Here is a 22,335-nt window from a genome sequence, read left to right as displayed (position 1 = left end):
GGCCTATGGAAAAGATACCGATGACCCGCGCGGGTCATACCGCGCTTGAAACCGAATTGAAGACGCTCAAATCCGTTGAGCGTCCTGCCATCATCCGCGCCATCGCCGAGGCGCGTGAACATGGCGACCTGTCGGAAAACGCCGAATATCATTCGGCCCGCGAAAAGCAGTCCTTCATCGAAGGCCGCATCAAGGAACTTGAAGGCATCATCGGTCTGGCCGAGGTCATCGATCCCAAGACACTGTCCGGTTCGATCAAGTTCGGTGCCACGGTGACCCTGGTGGACGAAGACACGGACGAGGAAAAGACTTGGCAAATTGTCGGAGAGCAGGAGGCCAATATCGAAAAGGGCTTGCTGAACATCCGCTCGCCCATCGCCCGTGCCCTGATCGGCAAGGAAGAAGGCGACAGCGTCGAAGTCCGCACACCGGGTGGCGAGAAGTCCTACGAAGTGCTCAAGATCTCTTACAGCTGACGGATTGGGGCCGATGGCCGATAGCAACGATGTCCGCAAGGCACCCTTGGGTCTTTATGACCTGCCCGAACGCGGCGGCGTCACGGGAATAGAACTGACGGCGCTCGCGTGCAGCCTGATCTGGCTGGGGATCTCGGGCGGGTACTTTCTGTTGGCCGACGCCGAGGGCACGGACGGAATCCGGGTTCTTCTGACGATGATGACGCTTGTCCTGCCGGTCGCGATGATCTGGGTTGCGGCCACCGCCGCCCGCGCCAGCCGCGTGATGCGCGAGGAAAGCTTGCGACTGCAGGCAGCCATCGATGCGATCCGCCAGGCCAATGTGTCACAGGCGCAATCGGGCAAAGCCGATACTGCGGGCCAGAGCCTTTCCCGAAAGCTCGACGATATCGCAGCGGCGCAGAAAAAGATGGAAGCCGCGCTGGGGATGTCAGGAGTGGCCCGTGGGCAAACGCCCAACGCGGCGCCCGCACCGCGCAAGTCAGTGCCTGCGGGCAGCGATCAGCCCACCCTTGCACTTGGCACCCCGGCAGAGGCACTGAACCCGCCGCTGTCAAACGGCGATCTCATCCGGGCGCTGAACTTTCCCGACTCTGCCGAAGATAAGGCCGGTTTTACTGCACTGCGCAGCGCGCTCAAGGATCGTCCCTCTGCGCAGCTGGTGCAAGCCTCGCAGGACGTTTTAACCCTGCTCAGCCAAGATGGCATCTACATGGACGATCTGCACCCTGCAGCGGCAGGTCCCGACGCCTGGCGCCGCTTCGCCTCTGGCGAACGCGGACAGGCCATCTCTGCCCTTGGGGGCATCCGTGACCGCGCGAGCCTCGCACTCGCCTCAGGACGGATGAAGCAGGACCCGATCTTCCGCGACGCCGCGCACCATTTCATCCGGCTCTTTGACAAAAGCCTTGTAAGATTCGAATCCGGCGCCACCGACGCCGATATCTCTGACTATGCCGACACCCGCACCGCGCGCGCTTTTATGTTGCTGGGCCGTGTGGCAGGTACGTTCGACTAAGGCCCAGAACTCGGTCAGTGCTTCAGAAACGGCATCGCGCCTGCAGCGTTTTGACTTATAGCGCCCCTCCTTTAAGCTGAAACACACTCATCGCTTTTCGCGTTGAAGGCGCAGCCGACAGGCAGCGAACAAGCGATTCAAGTTTAAGGCGGGACTCTTTAAAGCTGCCCCCTTCGCTGCCTCAAATCAAATCTTTGACGGCGAAAGCTGTTCCCTTGTGTCTTAGGTTACTGTCAAAACGCTGTAGGCTCACAGTCCGAAAGATCCGAACGGAATATACCGCACCCTGTCCCCCGGCGAGATGTCCTGCGCGTCATCGCCGATCTCGACCAGCCCTTCAGCCCAGCTGAGGCCCGAAACCCGGCCCGATCCTTCGGACTGGAACACCTCCACCCTGCCGTCACGCACTCGGGCGCGCAAGTATTCCCGCCGCCCTGCCTTCTTACGCTTGCTGAATCCTGCGGGCAGATCAAACCCCTGCGGCGCGGACCACCCCGCGCCCGACAGGATGCCCATCGCAGGCCGCGCAAAGACCAGCGCACAGACCAGCGCCGCCACCGGATTGCCCGGCAATCCGAACACCGGCGTGTCATTCCAGACCCCCAGCGCCAGTGGTCGCCCCGGCTTCAGCGCAATCCGCCATTCCTGCAGCGCTCCGGTCTCTCTCAGCAAGGCCGAGACATGATCCTCATCCCCCGCCGAGGCCCCGCCGGAAGTCAGAATCACATCCGCCTCTCGTGCGGCTTGATCCAACGTATCACGCAAGGCGGTGCGGCTGTCCGCCACCCGCCCCATATCCACAGGCACATATCCCCAACGCTCGGCCATCCGTAGCAGCATCGGCCGGTTCGCATCAAATATCTGCCCCGGCCCCGCGACATCCCCCGCCTCGACCAACTCATCCCCGGTCGAGATCACGGCCACCCTCAGCCGAAGAAACACCGGCAGCGCGCCATGTCCCACCGCCGCGGCGAGCGCGAGATCCGCTGGCGTCAGCACGCGTCCCGAGGCAAGCGCCAGTGCCCCCATCGCCACATCTTCTCCGGCGCGCCGGGTGTTCGCGCCCTGCTTCAGCGGCCCGTGAAAGGCGATCTCGCCATCGCCCACCGCCACATCCTCGTCCAGAACCACGGTGTCTACGCCGTGCGGTAGATCAGCCCCGGTCAGCACACGTACCGCGCTGCCCTTGGGCACCACGCCTTCAAACGGCTTGCCCGCAGCAGAGCGGCCCGAAACAGCCCTAAAACTCTGAGGACCCACTTCAATGTCTGTTGCATCGAACCCCCAGCCATCCACCGCCGTGTTCGGATGCGGCGGGTTCGCGCGCAGCGCCAGCAGGTCCGAGGCCAGAATGCGCCCCCCGGCCTGCAGCAGCGAGACCTCTTCCTGCCCGACCACCGGCCGCAACCGGGCCTGCAGCAGTTTCAGCGCTTCTTCCACCGGGGTCCAGTCAACACCGGCAGGCAGCGCGAAGCAATCGTTGCGAAGCGGTGGCGGCTGCAATTCGCCCCCCACTTCGGGCAAGGCGGCAAGATGCGCTTCATGCCCCAGACCGAGGATCCAGCCCTCTTCCGGCGCAGACACAGACAGCATTTGATTGAGCACCTCAGGCGCGAGGCCCGATATCTTTTGCGCCAGTTCCGCCACCTGATGCGCGTCCTTGATCACACCTTCGCGCGCTGCGGATACTGTAAGCGACGGCCAGACCTCGACCAGCGCGATATCGCGCTCCGGCTCCTCAAACGGCCAGACAGCCAGATGCTCGGCAAAGGCCCGCCGCAGCCGCGCCAGAACCGGCAGCCCCATGAAAACCTGACTGCCCACTGCGCCCGCCCCCGCCATCTGCCAGCAGGCAAAGGCGCCCTTGGCGTGCTGCTCTGCCTCACGCCTTTCGGGAAACGGATTGTGATATGCGGCTTTGGTGCGGGGCAGCGCGTCGATATCACGCGCAAGGCCATTGCCCCAGAACGGACCCTTGCCACCAAAGCCCCGGTTGATCTCTGCCGCCAGATCAAAGCGATTGTTGGCCTTTGGAGCGTCTTCAATACGCGCCTCGAACCAATCCCACAGTTCGAGAGGATCCGCACAGCCCGTAACCGCCGCCGCAAACCCGGCCGGGTAGCCAAAGGGGAAATCGAAACCCGCCAGAATCCGACGCCCGGCGGCAAGTTCGGCCTCGAGCAGCTCGTGCAGCCAGACCTCGGCCAGCTGCCGGTTGCGCAGATAAACCGGTGCATCTGACACACCCTTCCGTGCCACACAGGCCCAGATGGCATCTTTACTCGGCGCGCGCCCCCTCTCGTTGCCGCCGGACCAGTCGACGACCACCACGGTGTCGAACAGGTTCACGGCTGCCGCTCCTTCAGGCTGACCTCCTCCAGAATGAAATCCGCAATCGCGCCGGTGTCGTCCAGATCGAACACAGGACGATCACTGTTCAGCGGCGTGTCACTGGCAAGGGCGCGGATCGTCTGATCGCCAGGGGCGATCAGCGGCTGACCGGTTTCGGCCCGATGCGCCTCGACTTTGGGATGGCTGTCACGCTTATAACCCTCTATCAGCACAAGATCGACGGGCGCGAGACGGCGCAGCAGATCCTCCAGCGGCGGTTCGTCTTCGCCCCGCAGCTCGGTCATCAGCGCCAGCCGGTTGCGCGAGGCCAGTAGAACCTCTTGCGCACCGGCAACCCGGTGGCGGTGACTGTCCTTGCCCGGATGATCCACATCAAAGCTGTGATGCGCGTGCTTCACGGTCGAGACGGAAAACCCGCGTGCCGTGATTTCGGCCACCAGCCGTTCCATCAGCCCTGTCTTGCCGGCATTTTTCCAGCCGGTCACACCATAAAGCCTCATGCCAGCAGGGCCTCGGCCCGCGCAAGGTCCTCGGGCGTGTTGACGTTAAAGAAAGGATCGAAGCCATCAACAGCAAACAGTGCCTCGCGGCCTTGATGCCGGTCGGTCCACTGCACAACCTTGCGCACACCATCCGCCAAAGCCGCACGCAGATCGTCGCGCAGCGCGACAGGCCAAAGACCGAAGGTCGGATGGCGCACTTGGCCGCGCTCAGGATCGGGCGTTGCAGCCAGCACAAGCGGCACATCCATCCCTTCGGAGGATAGCAGCAGTCGCGGCACCAGATCGCAGGGGAAAAAGGGTGTATCGGCGGCCATGGTCACGATGGTGCCCCCCCCCCGTTCAGCAGCCCAGTCAAGCCCCGCCAATACCCCCGCCAGCGGCCCGGGATAGCCTGCGACAGAATCGGGAAGCACCGGCAGGTCGAAATCACCAAACCGTGCAGGATCGCCATTGGCATTCAAGGCCAGCGCCGCGACCTGTGGCTCTGCCCGGGCGATCACATGCGCCAACAGCGACTGGCCACCCAGCATCAGCAGCCCCTTGTCTCCGCCCCCCATGCGCCGCGCCTGACCGCCAGCCAGAATCACCCCCAACGGCTGTTTCATTGCAAAAACCTCACAGTGATCATCCAAGAAAATTCAGAATTTTCTTGGCAAATGTCTTGAAAAGACATTTGGCGGCCCCTCATAAATCCGCTCCCTTGCGCCCGCTTTTGCGGGCTTCCTCCGGCACCGTGTCCGGATCGATATCCCGAACAAGCCGATCCTCACCACTCAGACAGACGAAGCGCCTGCCCCGCATCCGCCCGATGCAGGTAAGCCCCACCTGCCGCGCAATCTCCACCCCCCAAGCGGTAAAACCGGAACGCGACGCCAGCACCGGAATCCCCATCAATGCGGTCTTGATCACCATCTCGGAGGTCAGCCGCCCAGTCGTGTACAGGATCTTGTCCTCGGCCGCGACCCCATGCTGGAACATCCAGCCCGCAATCTTGTCGACCGCATTATGACGGCCCACGTCCTCCATATACACCAGCGGCTGATCGCCCTGACACAACACCGTTCCATGGATCGCCCCGGCTTCAAGGTAGAGCGACGGCGTCACATTGATCTTCGCCGCCAGCGCATAAAGCCAGGAGGTGCGCAACTCAACCACTGGCAGATCTATCTGATCCAGCCCTTCCATCATATCGCCAAAGACCGTGCCCACCGCACAACCGCTGGTACGGGTCTTTTTCTTGACCTTCTCTTCATAGGTGGTCCGCGACGCCGTGCGCACCACAACGACCTCAAGGTCTTCGTCATAGTCGATCCCCGTGACAGCATCACCGTCCTTGAGCATCCCCTGATTGCGCAGAAAGCCGAGGGCGAGGTATTCGGGGTAATCGCCGATCGTCATCGCCGTCACGATTTCCTGTGAATTGAGGAAGATCGTAAGTGGGCGCTCTTCAACCACGGACAGGGTGATTTCGGCCCCTGTCTGGTCTGTTCCTGTCACCGCCCGGGTCAGGCGCGGCGCCGCAGGGTCAGGCGCAATCAGATAATCGACAAGGTCTTTGGGCTGGGGCAATTGCATCTTTCCCGGTGGTTGGGTAGGGCATGTTTCATCTGGATCGGGGGACAGTCATGGCGGGTGGACGGGCAATGTCAAGCTACGCACGGGGTTTGCGGGACGGGTTGCCGTTTCTGCTGATGGTCCTCCCCTTCGGCATGCTGTTCGGCGTCGTCGCAACCGAGGCCGGGCTGAGCCTGATCGAAACCGTCTCCTTCAGCGTTGTCGTCATTGCCGGTGCAGCACAATTCACCGCACTGAGCCTGATGAACGAACATGCCCCAACGGCTGTGGTTCTGGCCTCGGCACTGGCGGTCAATCTGCGCATGGCGATGTATTCCGCCTCGCTCACCCCGCATCTCGGCTCGACCCCATTGTGGCAGAGGGCTCTGATATCTTATTTCCTGGTGGATCAGACCTATGCGGGCTCGATGCTTGAATTCGAAAAGCGTCCCAGCCTCAGCCTGTCCGAAAAGACAGCTTATTTCTTCGGCCTTGCCACACCGGTCTGCCCGCCGTGGTATCTTGCAACGCTATTGGGGGCCTGGCTGGGCGCGGCCATTCCCACCGAACTGGGACTCGACTTTGCCGTGCCCATCGCATTTCTGGCCATGATCGCGCCCATGCTGCGCACCCCGGCCCATAAGGTGGCTGCCGTGACCGCTGCGTGCTTTGCCCTTGGTTTCGCATGGTTACCCTATAATTTCGGGCTGATCGTCGGTGGCATCAGCGGCATGATGGCGGGTGCCCAAGCGGAACAGTATTTTGAGTCGAGGCGCAGGACATGATCGACAGCACCACCCTCTGGACCGTGATCATCGGTCTGGGTTTTGGCAGCTTTGCCCTGCGCTTCATCTTTCTGGGATTTGTCGGCAACCGGGAATTGCCCGCCTGGCTTCTGCGTCATCTGCGCTACACCGCTGTCGCCGTGCTGCCCGCCCTGATTGCGCCGCTGATCCTGTGGCCCGGGGCGAATGATGGCAATCCGGAACCGACACGGCTGCTTGCCGCGGCAGTCACCCTTGGTGTCGGCTATGTCAGCAAGAATGTGATTGCGGCAATGCTGTCGGGCGCGTTGGTCATGGTGGCCGGGGGCTACCTGCTCACCTGACGGCCGCCCGCGCCTCTTCTTGAGCGGCGTTGAACTGTTCGATCGCCACTCGTTTGTCATCATCGTCATCTTCGTAAATCTCGCGAGTCGTGACCCCGGGCAGCTTGGCGAACTGATCCTTCAGGTTGTTCGGGAAGTAAGTGGTGTGAATGTTCTCGAACCCCGGTAGATCGCGCAGGATGGACGATGTGCTGTGCGTGCAGAACATCTGCGGCACCGGTCCGCGCTCCTGTGCGAGTTGCAGCGCCCGTTCCGCGACGCCGGCGGGCACATCTACCTGCTGAATAACCACATGATAGGTGGTGCGAGCATGGGCACTTTCGTAAAACTTCTCGATCCGCGGCGTGATGCCGTAAAGCACATCTCGCGACTCAGGCACGGCGGAATGGCGCACAGAACCCGCCGGGTCAAAAATCACCCGCTGCGATCCGTTGATCATCAGGCTTGAATGCGCGCCTGCTCCAGACGCGTTGTTGACCATTGTGAACAAGGTCAGCGAGGGCGGCCCGTCATGGTGATAGGCCGCGCGCGCAATAACGTCTGGGGCAGAATCAGTTTTGCTGGAATCCATGGCGCAACCGGCCAAGAAAAATGCCGCCGCAATGGACAGCACACAGGCACGCAGCCTCATTGCGGAACTCCCGGAATATTTTGTGCCCACAGGGCTCAGGCGTTGAAAATCGCCATCAACACAACCAGACACAGGATCACAACGACCCCTTTGGTAACCATGCTGATGAACCCGTCAAAGGTCCGCTCCTGGGCAGTGATATCCATGCTGCCTTGCTTGTGTTCCGCCATGTCCCGGCCTCCGATGTGTTACACATTCCGCGCTGATTAGCGCATTTGACACGCTCTGTCACGATGCTTGTCCTGCGCATTCTGACGCGGGGAAAAGCTGCGGGGTAAAAATCACGTCCGCTCCGGATTGGCGATGGCCTGAAGCACCCGATTCTGACAGCAGCGCTCCTGCGTCATCTCAGATCGCCTGAAACACCCAGGCCCCATCGTCACGCAGGGTTCGTTCGGCACGCCCTTCATGCCACAGGTGAAGACAATGCGACATCGCCTCGACCAGAGCGAGACCATATTCCGCCTCGCCGATCCGGCGCTTGAACAACGGTGCGAAACAGTCGCCCGCCGACATCGGCATGACCAGATGCTTTTCCAGCCGCCCCAGCGCGCCGTGATGATTGTCAATCAGTTGACGCATCCGTGCGGGCAGCCCGGTAAAGGGCAGCTTGTGCCCCCCCAGAACCAGCTGATCCGGCGTCGCCAGCAGCGACAAACGCTCGCAGGCCTCCAGCCAATCGGCGACCGGATCGGCCTCTGGCTCGGTTGCGTAGACGCCGATGTTGGAACTGATCGACGGCAGGATCTGATCACCCGCCAGCACCAGATTGTCATCGCGCGACCACAGGGTCGCATGTTCCGGCGCATGGCCGTTGCCGATGTGCACATCCCAGTCGCGCCCACCGAGGCGGATCACGTCGTCCTGTCGGATCCGGGTGAAGCCCAGCGGCATCGGATAGACCACATCGGCAAAGTTGAACGGCCGCTCGTCCGTCCGTTTTGCCAGAATCTCTGCATCCATCCCGCTGCGTTGCCAGAACGTAAGCGTTTCTTGCGTGGGCAGGTCCTGCGCATCCAGCGTCAGCATGCGCGAAAACAGCCAGGCGGTGCGCGTGGTGATCAGCTCAGCGCCCTGCTCCTTTTGGAACCAGCCCGCCATGCCCACATGATCCGGGTGGTGATGGGTGACCAGCACGCGGCCCACTTGACGGCCCTGCAGCGGCCCGGCCAGAAGCGTCTGCCAGATGGCAACCGACCGTTTCGAATGGAACCCGGTGTCGATGATCGTCCAGCTGTCTCCATCGTCCAGCGCATAGACGTTCACATGGTCCAGCTTCATCGGCAGCGGAAGGCGCATCCACAGCACGCCGGGCGCGACCTCAATCGCTTCGCCCTCTGCCGGGGCGTCGGGCCAAGGATAGTGTATATACTCTGCAGCGCCGTCCATCACGCCGCCAGATCCTCGAGGCTGAGCGCATAGAGGTCTTCGGCCCCGACACGCGCATGGGCTAGCAGGCCGACGTGTTCGGGCAGCAACCGCAGGATGTAAAAGCGGGCCAGCCGGGCGCGGGCACCCTCCGGGTCCGCCACCGCTGCGCGCAGATGGTAATACCCCCCCAGTACCCGGGCAAAGGCGCGCAGGAACGGGACAGCCCCGGCAAAGCGCGTGTTCATGTCACTCTGTCCCACCAGCCATTCAACTGCCTCGCGCAGCGTCTCGGCGGCGTTCCACACCGGCATCGCCAGATCCGGCAGCGTGGCCTTGGCCGATTCCGCCATGGCTTCGATCTCATCCAGCAGGCCAAAGGCGGCCTCGCCCCCATCCATCATCTTGCGTGCCACAAGATCCATCGACTGGATGCCGTTGGTCCCCTCATAGATCGCCGTCACGCGCACATCGCGGCTGAACTGCGCGGCGCCGGTTTCCTCGATGAATCCCATGCCGCCATGCACCTGCACCCCCATATCCGCGACCGAGATACCGGTATCGGTGCCAAAAGCCTTGGTGATCGGGGTCAGCAGCGCGGCGCGGGCGGACCAGTCCGCCTCTCCGGTGGCCCTGGCCATGTCGATGGCCACACCGCAGGACAGGGCAATGGCACGGGCGGCAAAGATCTCGGCCTTCATCGTCGCCAGCATCCGGCGCACATCCGCATGATCCACAATCGCCCCGGTGCCGCCCTCGACGGGTGTGCGGCCCTGCTTGCGATCCGATGCATAGGCCAGCGCGTGCTGATAGGCGCCTTCGGCCACGCCGATGCCCTGCCCGCCGACGCCAAGGCGCGCGTTGTTCATCATGGTGAACATGCACTTCATGCCGCCATGTTCGGGGCCGACCAGCCAGCCTTTGGCACCGCTGTATTCCATCACCGCGGTGGGTGATCCATGCAGGCCCATCTTGTGCTCAAGGCTTACCACACGCAGCTCATTCGCCTGTCCCGGCGCGCCAGTGTCGTCAGGCAAGTACTTGGGCACGAGGAACAGGGAAATCCCCTTTGTCCCCTCGACCGCGTCCGGAAGACGCGCCAGCACCAGATGGCAAACGTTCTCGGTAAAATCGTTATCCCCCCAAGAGATATAGATTTTCTGACCGGTGATCGCGTAAGATCCGTCGCCGTTCGGTTCGGCCTTGCTGCGCAGGGCACCGACGTCGGACCCGGCCTGCGGTTCGGTCAGGTTCATTGTGCCCGCCCATGCGCCGGTGATCAGTTTGGGCAGGTACAGCGATTTCAATGCGTCGCTGGCGTGATGTTCTAGCGCCTCGATCTGGCCCTGTGTCATCAGCGGGTTCAGCTGCAACGACAGACAGGCCGCCGACATCATCTCATTCACCGCCGTGGTGACCGCCATCGGCAACCCCATACCACCGTGATCGGGATCGGCGGCGATCGAAACCCAGCCCCCTTCCGCAATCGCCCTGTATCCATCGGCAAACCCAGGCGACGTGCGCACCACCCCATTTTCCAGCTTTGCGGGATGCAGATCACCTCTGCGCTGCAGGGGGGCAAGCACATCTTCGCACATCCGCCCCGCCTCGGTCAGGATCGCCTCGACCATGTCCGGCGTGGCTTCCGCGAACTTCTCCGTTGCGGCAACTTTTTTAAGATCCACCACGTGATCGAACAGAAAGCGGTAGTCAGAAAGGGGGGCACGATAAGGCATGAGATTCTCCAATCCGTCCGGTCCGGCAATGGCGCGACAGATTTGCCGCAGGGTCCGTAACTATTGTTCAGAATTATAGCCACACTGCAACGCTTCAACCGAAACGCGGCGTCACACCGCAGTATCAAAACGTGTCAGGCCCGGCCGCCCTCTGACGACAGATTCAAAGGCGACACCCCGAGTGAATTCAGCGCCGCCTCCCATTTGTCGTCATCCTCGACGCGGAACACCAGCTCGGGCGAGGCGTCGCAGATCAGCCAGCCGTTTGCGGCCAGCTCACCCTCCAGCTGCCCGGGTCCCCAACCGGCATACCCCAGCAGCATCAGCCGCGTTTCGGGCCCGGCACCGATTGCGATGCTTTCCAGCACATCCAGTGTGGCCGTCATGTGAAACCGGTCATCCACCTCTAGCGTCGCAACAACCGATTCGTAATCCGGCGAATGCAGCACAAAACCGCGCCCCATCTCGACCGGGCCACCATAATGCACCTGCAGCCCATCAATATCCGCGACGGGATCGATCGACAGCTGTTCAAGCAGCATGCGCAAGGTCACTTCGCTTGTCGGCTTGTTCACCATCAGGCCCATCGCGCCTTCATCGGAATGGGCGCACAGAAAGATGACCGCCTGATCAAAACGCGGATCCGCCATGCCGGGCATGGCAATCAGCAATTTTCCGGTCAGTCCGGTGGGGTCGAGCTTGGACATGGTTCTGCCTTGCAGCCAAAGGGTTGAGGTCAGCATGTACCCGCTGGCGCGGGGGTGCAAGGGCGCGTGCGGCGGCGCGTTCACCGCTCTATCGCCGGATCGTTACTTTTCATTTCAGTGCAATCTTGCCATTTCAGTGTCATGAGACATACCCTCCTTGCCCTGCTCTGCACCCTTGCCTTGCCTGTTCCGGCATTTTCTCAGGATGTGTCGAACATCATCAGCGCTGAGTTGCGCCCCGGCTGGCGACAGGCCGATGGCAGCCATTTGGCCGCGTTGCACCTGACCCTTGCCCCGGGATGGAAAACGTACTGGCGCAGCCCGGGCGATGCGGGCATTCCGCCGGAATTCAGCTGGCAAGGGTCGGACAATGTTGCCGCAGTCGGGGTAAACTGGCCCACGCCAAAGATATTCCATCAAAGCGGCATGCGTTCGGTCGGCTATGCGCATGAGGTGATCCTGCCCCTGCGGGTGGTTGGCGCCACACCGGGCGCGGACATGCGGCTGCACGGTGTTGTCGAACTGGGGGTGTGCAGCGACATCTGTGTGCCCCAAACGGTCGAGGTGAACGCGCTCCTGCCCGCCAACGCCCAGCTGCGCGATCCGATGATTGCGGGCGCACTGGCCGATATGCCGTTTTCACGCGCCGAAGCTGAGGTGAAATCGGTGCGCTGCACTGTAGAGCCCAGTGGAAACGGCATCACACTGCGGACAGAGATTGACATGCCCATTGGCAAGGGCGGCGAAGAAACAGTGATCGAAACCTCCAACCCGCTGCTCTGGATCTCCGAGCCAAAGACCCATCGCGCCGCCAACGGCGATCTCATCATCGAAACCCGTCTGGCACAGGTCGAAGGCAATGCTTTCGCGCTGGACCGCTCCGGGGTGCGGATCACCGTGCTCAGCGACGGACATGCGGTGGATATCAAGGGTTGCGACGGCTGAAGCGACCATTACGCAAGCTTATCAGTCAGCTTTTCACGCCCTGCCGCCGCAGAACATATCCCAGACCCGCCAGACCATAGATTGCCAGCGACACCGCCGCCGCGCCCAGCACAAACAGCACAAATGCTCCCTGCAACGCGCCCATCGCCTCGACCAGATCAAAGCGCAGAACAACCGGCAAATCGCCGGTCAGCGCCGTCCAGCCCAGCGTGACCACCATCCAGATCGCCAGCAGCGCCGACGCCGCCAGCATCACCCCCCGTACCGCCCCCAGACGAAATCGCAGCCCGCGCCGGAAAGCATTTATCTGGCGGGCCATATCCTGCTGCACCGCGATCAGCGCGGGCACCACCAGCAGCACCAGAACCATGCCAAAGCCTAATCCGTAGACCAGCGTGATCACCGTGGGTTTCAGGAACTGCGCATCTGCCGACCCCTCGTAAAGCAGCGGTGCCAGCCCCAGAACCGTGGTCAAAGTGGTCAGCATCACCGGCCGCAGCCGGTCCGCCGTGCCGTCGATGATCGCAGGCACCACACCGCGGGTCGCACCGTATTCGTCAATCGTCGTCACAAGCACGATGGAATCGTTGATGATGATCCCTGTCATCCCCAGCAGACCGACCACTGTGAACATGCTCAGCGGCACATCCCACAATGCATGGCCATAGATCGTGCCGACCAGGCCAAAGGGAATGATCGCCATCACCACCAGCGGCCGCGTCCAGCTGGCAAAGACCCAGGCAAGCACCAGATAGATCCCCAGCAGCACAAGGATCAGACCGGTAAGCGCATCGCTCAGGAACGCATCCTCCTGCTCGGACAGGCCCGACAGACGGTAGTCAACCTGCCGTTCGGCGGCGATCTGCGGCAGGATCTCCTGCTCCAGCGCCTGCATGATCTCGGTCGCGCGGGCCGGGTCATCTTCGGAAATATCGCCGGTAACGGAAATCAGCCGGACACCGTTTTCCCGCCGCACGGTGGAAAAGCCGGTGGCGCGGCTGACCGTGACGATATCAGCCAGCAGCACATAGGCCCCGTCCGGCGTGCGCAGCATCATCCGTTCCAGAAAATCCGCCGTCAGCTCGCCCTCGGGCAGTTCGACCCGGATCGCCGCAGACCGCGGCCCATCGGGATAGGTGCCCGCCTCGATCCCGTTCAGACGCGCGCGCAATGTCGCACCCAGCGAATCGATGTCGAACCCCAGCGCCGCCCCCTGTGGCGTCAGATCCAGGATAAGCTCTTCCTTGTCGTAGGCCAGATTGTCCTCGACCGCCGATACTTCGGGGAAGCGCGCAAGCGCAGTTTTCAGCGCCTCCGATGCAGATTTCAACACCTCCGCCGAGGCGCCGTAGAACTGAACGTCCAGTGCATCCCCACCGGGACCAGAGCGCATGCCGCGAAAGCTGACCGTTTCCGCCATGGGAAGCGGCACAACCGCCTCCTGCAGGGCCGTGACAAAGGCCGCGCTGGAATAGGGGCGCTGATCCGCCTCGATCAGCTCGATCGAGATGGACCCCAGCTGATCGGCATCCTTGCTCTCCGTCCCGGCCAGACCGCGCCCGGCATTGCCGCCGATTTCGGCAATCACATAGGCGATGGGATTAAGTCCGTATTGTTCCTCATACTCGCGCCCCAAAGCCTCCGTCGCGCGCTGCATTTCCTGCATCATCGCAACACTGTCGGCCCGCGTCGCTCCAGGCGCCATGGCGAAATTCCCAGTGACCGACGCCTGTTCCGGCGAATTGAAGAACCGCCACTGCACATCCCCCCGGATCAGCAGCGCCATCTGCGACGCCAGCAGCACGACCACTCCGGCCAGCACCGCATAACGGAACGTTACCACGCCGGCCATCAGCGGGCGGAACAATGTGTCGCGCATCCACCGGAACCCCCGGTTCACAAGCCGCGAGGGCAGATCATACCAGTGTTCCTTGGCGGAATGCGCGATGGCATGGGACATGTGGTTGGGCAGGATCAGGAAACATTCGACCAGAGAGGCAAGCAGCACGGTGATGACTGTATAGGGAATATCCTTGATCAGATCCCCGAACTGCCCGCCGACCACCACAAGGCCCCAAAAGGCGATCACCGTGGTCAGCGTGGCGCAGAACACCGGCAGCGCCATGCGCCGCGCCGCCGTCTCTGCCGCCTCGACTGGCGCCATGCCGCGCCGCGACAGATGATCGGCATGTTCGCCCACCACGATGGCATCATCCACCACGATCCCCAGCGTGATGATCAGCGCGAAAAGCGATATCATGTTGAAGGTGATGCCAAAGGTATACATCAGCGCAATCGCCGCCAGCATCGCCGTCGGAATCCCCGCCGCCACCCAGAAGGCCGTGCGCGCATTCAGGAACAGAAACAGCAACAGCACCACAAGAACCAGCCCGCTGATCCCGTTTTCCAGCAGGATGTTCAGCCGCGCGCTGATCGCCTCGGCCTGGGTGCGGATCAGATCGATGGTCACGCCCTGCGGCAGGTATTCCTGCATCTCGGCGGCGATCTGTTCGACCTGATGCTGAATGCCGATGGCATCCCCCCGCGCGGTCCGGTCCACCCGAATCGAGATCGCAGGATTATCGCCAACGAAATAGGTGCGCGCGCGGTCAATCCCTTCGACCCGCAACTGTGCCACATCCCCCACCGTCAGGGTCGATCCATCCGCGTTCGAACGCAGCACGATGCCGCCGATCTGCTCGGCCGAGCGTTTCTCGATCCCAGTGCGCACGCGTGCATTGGCCCCGCTCACATCTCCTGCGGGATCGGCATTGACCTCGGCGCCGATGGCGGCGGCGATATCGCTCAGCGTCACATCATAGGCGATCAGGTTCGCGCTTGGCACCTCAACCATGACCTGCGGCGCGGCAAGTCCCCGGATGGTGGTGCGGGTCACGCCCTCGGCGAACAGCCGCACGACCAGCTCATCGGCAAAGCGCGCCAGCTGATCGGGTGCCAACGGCCCTGTGATCACCAGATCCGTCACCCGGTCAGACCAGGACCCGCGCGTAACCTCGGGCACATCCGCTTCCTCCGGTAGGCTGGTCACGGCATCGACGGCAGATTGCACATCGGCGGCTGCGCGGGCCATGTCCCAGTTCGGCTCGAATTCCAGTGCAATGCTGGCACTGCCCTGACGCGACCGCGATTCGGAATTGTCCACACCGGCAACTGCCAGCAGAGCAGGTTCCAGAACCTGCACAATGGCCGAATCCACATCCGTGGCCCCCGCTCCGTCCCAAGTCACGCTGACATCAATGCTGTCGATCACCACATCCGGAAAGAACTGCGCGCGCATCTTGGGCAGCGCCGTTACCCCGGCGGCCAGCATCAGAACCAGAAGCAGGTTGGCCAGCGTGCGGTGCCGGGTGAAATAGCTCAGGATACCCCCAACCACCCGCTAGCCCCCGATCCGCGCTTCAAGCCGCTCCACAACCTGCGCGGGCACCTGCGGCGCGCCCAGTTGAGCCAGGATGCGTTGCTTGGCCTCATCGGGCATCCTCCCATTGCCCTCGACCAGCGCGATCAGACGGGCGCGGCGCTCATCACTCAGCTCCAGCATCGCGGGTGTGGCATTGGCCTCTGGCACCGGCGCGGCCCCGGCGGGGGACAGGGCCCGCACCTTGATCCCCGCGCCCAGAAGCGGCGTGCGTTCGACCACCACATCGCGGCCTTCCAGCGCGGCGGCGCGCACCAGCACATCATCACCCTGACGGCGAAGCAACTGCACCTCCAGCACCTCCAGCCGATCCTCGGCGCCCAGCACCAGCACATCGCCCTGCGCGCTCAGGGCCGAAGACGGCAGCCGCACCACATTGTTCAGCGGCGCCTCGTCAATCGTGACAGTGACAAAATCCCCGGGTTTCAACCCGCGCGCCGCGTCCAGCCGCGCAAACAGCTGGCGCCCGGTTTGCCCCTCGCCCACCTCAGCCCCTTCACGGGTCAGAACGCCCGTGGCGACAAGGTCGGTGCCATAAACATCCAGCGTGACCGTGACAGGCGACTGCCGCAGCCGCCCGTCATCATCCAGAAGCCGGGTATATTGCTGGGTCGAAACGCGAAAAACCACCTCAAGCGCCTCTGCATCGATCAGCTGCGCCAGCTGTTCGTTGGCCGACACCAGCCGCCCTTCGATCACGCTGACCGCGCTCAGCGTCCCGTTGAAACCAGCGCGAATTTCTGTGTCTTTCAGCTGGCGCTCCGCTTCGCTCCGGGCGATTTCAGCCCGCGACAACGTGGTCACCGCCTGATCCACCCGCGCCTCCGCCTCGGCCAGGGCCTTGCGCCGGGTCAGCACTGCCCCCCGCGCGGTCGAGGCGGACAACTCCGCCGTATCCGCCGCCGTATCGGTACCCGCCCCCATTCTTTTCAACTCGACCTGTCGCTGGAACTGCCGCTCGTAGAGCTCGGCCTGCTCCGCCGCCGAGGCCAGATCATCCTGGGCAAGGTCAAGGCCCCGCGCAGCCTCTCGCGTCTCGGCCTCGCCGTCCAGAACGTCACTTTGTGCGCGGTCCAGCTCGGCCTGCGCCTCTGCCGGATCAACGCGCGCCAGAAGCTGGCCCTCGGTGACCCGTCCACCCTCTTCAAATTCCGGGGCAAAGTCGATCAGCCGACCGGTGGCAGCGGCACGCAACTCCAGCGAGCGACTGCTCTGGATCCGGCCAAAGGCTGTCAGGCCCGGCGCAATCGCACCCGCCTCGGCGCGGACCGTATTGACCGCAAAGACCCTCTCGCGATTCTGCGGAACGTGCGGTTTGTCCGCCATGCGGACCTGTATCGCCTCCCCCACCAGCGCGGCGGCGTAAACCAGCAAACCCAGCGTCAGCGACGCCAGAAACAATCCGGTCAGGCTCTGTCTCAGAAACCGCATGGCGCCCCTTTTTCTGTCCGTCCGATCACGTAGCGGCAGAGCGACACCTGCCAAGCCACAACCCCGTGACATCTGATACGGGGCGCTGCGCTATTTCCGTCGCTGATGTTCATCCAGACGCGGCAATATTTCGACAAAGTTGCAGGGGCGATGGCGATAATCGAGCTGTTTGACAAGAATTTCGTCCCAGGCATCCTTGCAGGCCCCCGGGCTACCCGGCAGCGCAAAGAGATAGGTGCCATTGGCGACGCCTCCGGTGGCGCGGCTTTGCACCGCGCTGGTGCCGATCTTGTTCATCGAGACGATGGTGAAAACCGTGCCGAAGGCGTCGATTTCCTTTTCATAGACATCCCTGTGCGCCTCGACCGTCACATCGCGCCCCGTCAGGCCCGTACCACCGGTGCTGATCACCACATCGATTGCAGGATCAGCGCACCAGTCGCGCAGCTGGCTGGCAATCTCATCGCGCTCATCGCGCAGGATCTTGCGATCGGCCAGCACATGACCGGCGCCGGTCAACCGCGCCACCAAGGCATCGCCCGAACGGTCCTGCGTCGCATCCCGCGTGTCGCTGACCGTCAGCACGGCGATGCGCACCGGCACAAAGTCGCGGGTCTCGTCGATACGACTCATGTCCTATCCCTTCAGTTTGGCCTGCAGGTTCAGCAGATCGGCCCAGGCCTCGCGCTTGGCGATAGGCTGGCGCAGCAGATAGGCGGGGTGGACCATCGGCAGGGTCGGCAGACCAAACGCCTCGGTCCACTGGCCGCGCAGCCGGGTGATGCCGCGTTTGCCAAGGCAGGCCTGACAGGAAATATTGCCCATCAGCACCAGCACGTCCGGCTTCACCAGCGCCACATGCCGCGCCAGAAACGGCAACATCATGTCGATTTCTGCTTGGCTCGGGTCACGGTTCTGCGGCGGGCGCCAGGGCACGACATTGGTGATATAAACTGCCCTGTCATCCTCGCGGTCGCGGGCCAGACCAATTGCGTCCAGCATGCGGTCCAGAAGTTGCCCCGCCTTGCCCACAAAAGGTCTGCCCTTCAGATCTTCCTCACGTCCCGGCGCTTCTCCGATCAGCATGATCCGGGCGACGGGGTGGCCATCGGAAAAGACCAGATTGCGCGCGCCCTTCTGCAGATCGCAGTGCCCGTAATGCTCCATCGCCTGGCGCAGTGCATCCAGATCCGCCGCACCCGCAGCCGCCATTGTCGCCGCGGCGACCGGATCGGCCCCAGCCATCGGCTGCGGCCCAGCCAGCGCCACTGTCGCTGCGGTGGCGGCGGCCGCAACCATCTCTGCTGCCGCCTCATAGCGGTTGATGGGCGAGTCCGAGATCGTCTCGGTCACCCCAAGGTCCACCTGCCATTCCAGCAGGGCGCGCGCCGTGTGCCAATCAAGTTCCGATTCCATATGCGTACCCTACAGCGCCGCGCGTCGGGCCGGAAGGGTTGCCCTGACAGACGCACCAGCCGCAAAACTTTTAAGAAAAGTTTTAGAAAGAATTTTATTAAAATTCTTGCAGGCATCCTGCAAAGGCGATGGATTAGGCGATCACCCCTTGCCCTTCCAGGGCACCATCACCCGCTCGGCCCAGCGCATCAACATGTCGATGCCGAACCCGATGACACCGATCATGATGATCCCCATGATCACGATGTCTGTCAGCTGGAACTTGGACGCCACCATGATCATCATGCCAGCCCCCTTTTCAGCGGCAACAAGCTCTGCCGCGACCACCGTGCCCCAGCACACCCCCATCGCCACACGTGCCCCGGTGAAGATCTCGGGCAGCGAATTCGGCACGATCACATAGCGCATGATCTGCGCCTTGCTCGCGCCCAGAGAATAGGCCGCATGCACCTTGGAAATCTTGACCCCGGACACGCCCGACCGCGCCGCAATCGCCATGATCCAGAGAGCGGCCAGAAACAGCAGGATGATTTTGCCCGTCTCGCCAATACCCGCCCAGATGATCACCAGCGGGATCAGCGCAAGCGGCGGCACCGGCCGCATGAATTCGACAATCGGATCGAACCAGCCGCGAAACCAGTCCGACAGACCCATGGCATAGCCCAGCGGAATCCCGATCAGCGCGCCAAAAAGGAACCCGACCACCACCCGAAACAGCGAATATCCCAGATGCTCCAGCAAGGTGCTGTCGCGATAACCATCGCGCGCAATATCCATGAACCGCGCAGCGACCGCTTCGGGGGAAGGCAGCCAGATCGGCTCCATCTGCCAGCCCTTGGCGGGCTCAAAGTTCAGCGTGCCCTTCGGGCTCATCCCCACCCGGCCATAATTCGTCTCGACCGATCCGCCGGGGGCCAGAGGTTCCCCGTTCACCGCCACAACGCTTTCGGTGATACCTTCCGGCACCTCGTCGTTGCGCTCCACCCGGATCAGGCCAGACCGCCAGGCGCCGATCTCGTCCACATCGTTCTTGGCAAAACCTGTCCCGGGGTCCACCTCGGGCATCACCGGCTCTTCCCCCGCCCGCGTCACCACCACAGTCACCGTGGCATCGTCACGCTGTCCGTCACTCAGTTCGGCCGTATAATCGAACGTGGCTGTGCCGATGAACGGCCCCGGCGCGTGCAAAAAGGACGGCACAAGCGACGATCCGGTGAACGCCGCCCAGAGCAGAAAGATCGTCAGGATCGAGATGACAGAGGCGAAGCGGTTTGGCACCACCGCGCTTTCATCACCAAAGGTCACGGTCTTGAGCGAGGCATAATCATTGGTTGCCCGCGTCACGATGGCCTTGACCAGAAAATAGGAGGTCACGAATATCAGGACATAAAGAATGAAAACGATCATGACGCGCCCTCTGTACGGCCCATGATTTCCTCTTCCATGTCCCAGATCATACTCAGGATTTCCTCGCGCCGCTGGGCAAAATCCGGGTGCTTCTTGACCTGCCGCAGATCGGTTGCCACCCCCATATCTGCAAAGGGCAGCCGGTATTCGCGGTGGATGCGCCCCGGACGCGGCGCCATGACCAGCAGGCGTTCGCCCAGCAGCAGCGCCTCTTCTACGGAATGGGTGATCAGGATGATGGTCTTGCCGGTCTCTTTCCAGAGCTTCAGAACCAGCGACTGCATCTTTTCGCGTGTCAGCGCATCCAGTGCCCCCAGCGGCTCGTCCATCAGGATCACATCCGGGTCGTTCGCCAGACAGCGTGCCAGCGCGACGCGCTGCTGCATCCCGCCGGACAGCTCGTACACCGACTTTTCCTTGAAATCGCGCAGGCCGACAACGTCCAGAAGGTGGTCCACATGACTGCCATAGTCGCGTTCCCGCTTGCCCGCCATGCGCGGACCAAAGCTGACGTTTTCGCGCACGTTCATCCATTCAAACAGCGCGCCCTGCTGGAACACCATGCCGCGCTCCGCATCCGGCCCTGTCACACGATGACCATTCAGTACGATCTTCCCGTCCGTCGGGGCCAGAAACCCCGCCACGATGTTAAGCAAAGTGGTTTTGCCGCACCCTGACGGCCCCAGCACCGACAGAAGCTCGCCCTGAGCGAGGTCGAGGGAAACGTCCTTGAGCGCCTGAACAGAGCTGCCGTTAGGCAAATCAAAGCGCATCGAGAGGTGCTTGATCGAGAGTCCGGTCATATTCATCCGCTGTTCATGGTGGTGATGCGCGCCCCTGAAACCCTCGCGTGCCCCCCTCCCCCCAGATTGATCGGACCCGGAGAGAGCACGCTTGCAAGGGCGTGTGGCTTAAAGGCCTTCACCAGCGCTCAACGGTCCGGTATTCACCCGATCCGCATAGCTCGGCAAAGCCGAGTCGATGGAGCCCGCGTCGACAAAGACCTCTGCCACACCCCCCATGAACTCTTGCGCGCCGCCTCCCAGCCATTTTGGCGACAGCTGATCCGCGACCGAGGGAAAGACAAACGTTGCCATCGTCTCTGCCGTCGCCTCTTCGGACATGCCGGCATCTTTGGCGATCACCGGCAGCATTTCGGCATGGTTCGCCTCATCCGCCCACATGGCGTTGGCATCCGCCGTCACCTTAAGGAACTTGGCCACCGTATCACTGTTCTCGGCCACCCAGGAGGCGGGGCCCGAGGTGACGTCAAACACCAGAATGCCCAGATCCTCTTTCTCGGCACCAGTCAGCAGCACATTGCCGAATTCCTTGGCCCGACGCAGCGAACCGCCCCACCCGCAGAACATATCGACGGCGCCCTGAGCGAAGGCCGCAGCGCCGTCTGGCGGGGCCATATCAACGATATCCAGGCTCGCGAGATCAACGCCGAAATGATCCATCTGGCGCAGGAAACCATAATGTGCAGCGGTGCCCAGCGGCACCGCGACTTTCTTGCCCGCCAGCTCATCCGCGCTGTCCTTGTCGATCTCCAGCGCTTCGGCCACGACGCAGTTGTCGTTGTCGGAATAGCTGACCGCCACATCAAGGACCTGCAGATCCTGCCCGGCAGAGGTGGCCACAACAAACGGCGGCACGCCCTGGCTGACCGACATCTGCACGTCGCCCGACGCCATCGCTGCGGACATCGCCGTACCGGTGTCAAAGGACACCCAGTTCACGGTCATCCCCAGCGCCTCGTCATAGGTGCCCATTTGCTTGGCGTATTCGAAGGGCATCGGCCATTCGAGGAAATAGCCCACCGTGAGCGAGCCATGCGCCGCCGCATGGAGCTGCCCCGCACTGACCAGAGCAAGGGCGGCAGCCGTACCCATCATCATTCGCTTCATCATCACCAAACTCCCCTTGGCCCCCGATGACCGGCGGCGCGTTGCGGCATCTCGGGCGATGGCTCGCCTCTTTGTGCCTCTCTGGCGCCCGTCGCGGCGCTCTGCTGAAAATTCGAACGGAAAAAGCGGCAGCGATCAACGCTTTTTCAGAACCGGACCCAGAGCTTCACCGCCCCGCAAGAGACGAGCGAACACAGCAAAACAACTGAAATTCAGGGGTTTTCCGAAGCCTCACCAACAATCTTCAGCGGAAAAAAGAACGCTCGCCCCGCCTCTGGACCTATCGGCGAATATGATCTGGCCCTAACCATTGCCTAGGAAAGGGGCTGATGTG

Annotated in this window: 21 protein-coding genes; 5 read left to right on the top strand and 16 right to left on the bottom strand. The window is 62.5% G+C overall.

The window, feature by feature from the left end; translation table 11 throughout:
• The first annotated feature begins 5 nt into the window (after positions 1 to 5).
• Together greA and P775_RS24470 are read left to right on the top strand one after the other, a co-directional pair.
• Positions 6 to 476, top strand: a complete 471-nt coding sequence (gene greA, locus P775_RS24475) for a transcription elongation factor GreA (RefSeq protein ID WP_099913435.1) — start codon at positions 6 to 8, stop codon at positions 474 to 476.
• A gap of 13 nt (positions 477 to 489) precedes the next feature.
• Entirely contained in the window at positions 490 to 1,494 is a 1,005-nt protein-coding gene (locus P775_RS24470) for a hypothetical protein (RefSeq protein ID WP_099913434.1), read from the top strand.
• A gap of 249 nt (positions 1,495 to 1,743) precedes the next feature.
• On the opposite strand, the gene P775_RS24465 is transcribed toward P775_RS24470, so the two are convergent.
• The 4 genes from P775_RS24465 to P775_RS24450 form a co-directional block, all read right to left on the bottom strand.
• On the bottom strand, positions 1,744 to 3,843 hold the full coding sequence (locus tag P775_RS24465) for a molybdopterin-binding protein (protein WP_099913433.1): 2,100 nt from the start codon (positions 3,841 to 3,843) through the stop codon (positions 1,744 to 1,746).
• Positions 3,840 to 4,346 (bottom strand): molybdopterin-guanine dinucleotide biosynthesis protein B, encoded by a 507-nt coding sequence (mobB, locus tag P775_RS24460; protein ID WP_099913432.1) that lies wholly within the window; start codon positions 4,344 to 4,346, stop codon positions 3,840 to 3,842. The genes P775_RS24465 and mobB overlap by 4 nt, the downstream gene beginning before the upstream one ends.
• Positions 4,343 to 4,954 carry a molybdenum cofactor guanylyltransferase MobA gene (mobA, locus tag P775_RS24455; protein WP_099913497.1) on the bottom strand — a complete coding sequence of 204 codons (612 nt, stop codon included), beginning with the start codon at positions 4,952 to 4,954 and terminating at the stop codon, positions 4,343 to 4,345. Before mobA ends, mobB begins: the two co-directional genes overlap by 4 nt.
• Positions 4,955 to 5,033: 79 nt before the next feature.
• Positions 5,034 to 5,924, bottom strand: a complete 891-nt coding sequence (locus P775_RS24450; RefSeq protein ID WP_099913431.1) for a formate dehydrogenase accessory sulfurtransferase FdhD — start codon at positions 5,922 to 5,924, stop codon at positions 5,034 to 5,036.
• A gap of 50 nt (positions 5,925 to 5,974) precedes the next feature.
• Between P775_RS24450 and P775_RS24445 the strand changes: the two genes are divergently transcribed.
• Together P775_RS24445 and P775_RS24440 are read left to right on the top strand one after the other, a co-directional pair.
• Positions 5,975 to 6,688 (top strand): AzlC family ABC transporter permease, encoded by a 714-nt coding sequence (locus P775_RS24445; RefSeq protein ID WP_099913496.1) that lies wholly within the window; start codon positions 5,975 to 5,977, stop codon positions 6,686 to 6,688.
• A complete protein-coding gene (locus tag P775_RS24440; protein ID WP_099913430.1) occupies positions 6,685 to 7,011 on the top strand; it encodes an AzlD domain-containing protein in 327 nt (108 codons plus the stop codon). Before P775_RS24445 ends, P775_RS24440 begins: the two co-directional genes overlap by 4 nt.
• Here the strand turns inward: P775_RS24440 and P775_RS24435 are convergent.
• The 5 genes from P775_RS24435 to P775_RS24415 all read right to left on the bottom strand — a co-directional run bounded on the left by P775_RS24435 (position 7,004) and on the right by P775_RS24415 (position 11,453).
• A complete protein-coding gene (locus P775_RS24435) occupies positions 7,004 to 7,642 on the bottom strand; it encodes a hypothetical protein (RefSeq protein ID WP_099913429.1) in 639 nt (212 codons plus the stop codon). The genes P775_RS24440 and P775_RS24435 overlap by 8 nt on opposite strands.
• A 35-nt stretch (positions 7,643 to 7,677) precedes the next feature.
• Entirely contained in the window at positions 7,678 to 7,812 is a 135-nt protein-coding gene (locus P775_RS24430; RefSeq protein ID WP_099913428.1) for an aa3-type cytochrome c oxidase subunit IV, read from the bottom strand.
• Between the two features lie 178 nt (positions 7,813 to 7,990).
• The gene (locus P775_RS24425; RefSeq protein WP_099913427.1) at positions 7,991 to 9,031 is read right to left on the bottom strand and encodes an MBL fold metallo-hydrolase; all 1,041 of its coding nucleotides are present in this window, start codon (positions 9,029 to 9,031) and stop codon (positions 7,991 to 7,993) included.
• The gene (locus tag P775_RS24420) at positions 9,031 to 10,746 is read right to left on the bottom strand and encodes an acyl-CoA dehydrogenase (RefSeq protein ID WP_099913426.1); all 1,716 of its coding nucleotides are present in this window, start codon (positions 10,744 to 10,746) and stop codon (positions 9,031 to 9,033) included. The genes P775_RS24425 and P775_RS24420 overlap by 1 nt, the downstream gene beginning before the upstream one ends.
• Positions 10,747 to 10,880: 134 nt before the next feature.
• Positions 10,881 to 11,453 (bottom strand): YqgE/AlgH family protein, encoded by a 573-nt coding sequence (locus tag P775_RS24415; RefSeq protein WP_099913425.1) that lies wholly within the window; start codon positions 11,451 to 11,453, stop codon positions 10,881 to 10,883.
• Positions 11,454 to 11,594: 141 nt separating this feature from the next.
• On the opposite strand from P775_RS24415, the gene P775_RS24410 reads away from it, so the two are divergent.
• Positions 11,595 to 12,398, top strand: a complete 804-nt coding sequence (locus P775_RS24410) for a protein-disulfide reductase DsbD domain-containing protein (protein ID WP_099913495.1) — start codon at positions 11,595 to 11,597, stop codon at positions 12,396 to 12,398.
• 25 nt (positions 12,399 to 12,423) lie between these two features.
• Here the strand turns inward: P775_RS24410 and P775_RS24405 are convergent, their stop codons facing one another.
• From P775_RS24405 to P775_RS24375, 7 genes are all read right to left on the bottom strand, one after another.
• Complete coding sequence (locus tag P775_RS24405; RefSeq protein WP_099913424.1) at positions 12,424 to 15,795, bottom strand: efflux RND transporter permease subunit; 3,372 nt, start codon at positions 15,793 to 15,795, stop codon at positions 12,424 to 12,426.
• A gap of 3 nt (positions 15,796 to 15,798) precedes the next feature.
• Positions 15,799 to 17,268, bottom strand: a complete 1,470-nt coding sequence (locus P775_RS24400; protein ID WP_099913423.1) for an efflux RND transporter periplasmic adaptor subunit — start codon at positions 17,266 to 17,268, stop codon at positions 15,799 to 15,801.
• A 90-nt stretch (positions 17,269 to 17,358) separates the two neighbouring features.
• Entirely contained in the window at positions 17,359 to 17,901 is a 543-nt protein-coding gene (gene moaB, locus P775_RS24395) for a molybdenum cofactor biosynthesis protein B (protein ID WP_099913422.1), read from the bottom strand.
• 3 nt (positions 17,902 to 17,904) lie between these two features.
• Positions 17,905 to 18,684, bottom strand: coding sequence for a uracil-DNA glycosylase (locus tag P775_RS24390; RefSeq protein WP_099913421.1), 780 nt, complete (start codon positions 18,682 to 18,684; stop codon positions 17,905 to 17,907).
• A 141-nt stretch (positions 18,685 to 18,825) separates the two neighbouring features.
• A complete protein-coding gene (locus tag P775_RS24385; protein ID WP_099913420.1) occupies positions 18,826 to 20,091 on the bottom strand; it encodes an ABC transporter permease in 1,266 nt (421 codons plus the stop codon).
• Positions 20,088 to 20,894: a taurine ABC transporter ATP-binding protein gene (locus P775_RS24380; protein WP_099913494.1), complete on the bottom strand. Its 807-nt coding sequence runs from the start codon at positions 20,892 to 20,894 to the stop codon at positions 20,088 to 20,090. Before P775_RS24380 ends, P775_RS24385 begins: the two co-directional genes overlap by 4 nt.
• Before the next feature lie 108 nt (positions 20,895 to 21,002).
• A complete protein-coding gene (locus P775_RS24375) occupies positions 21,003 to 22,004 on the bottom strand; it encodes a taurine ABC transporter substrate-binding protein (protein WP_425439934.1) in 1,002 nt (333 codons plus the stop codon).
• Between the last annotated feature and the right edge of the window lie 331 nt (positions 22,005 to 22,335).

Origin of the sequence: Puniceibacterium antarcticum (genome assembly GCF_002760615.1) — a bacterium.
In the GTDB taxonomy this organism is placed as follows: Bacteria; Pseudomonadota; Alphaproteobacteria; order Rhodobacterales; family Rhodobacteraceae; genus Puniceibacterium; species Puniceibacterium antarcticum.
This window is presented reverse-complemented; position numbering and strand designations above follow the sequence as displayed.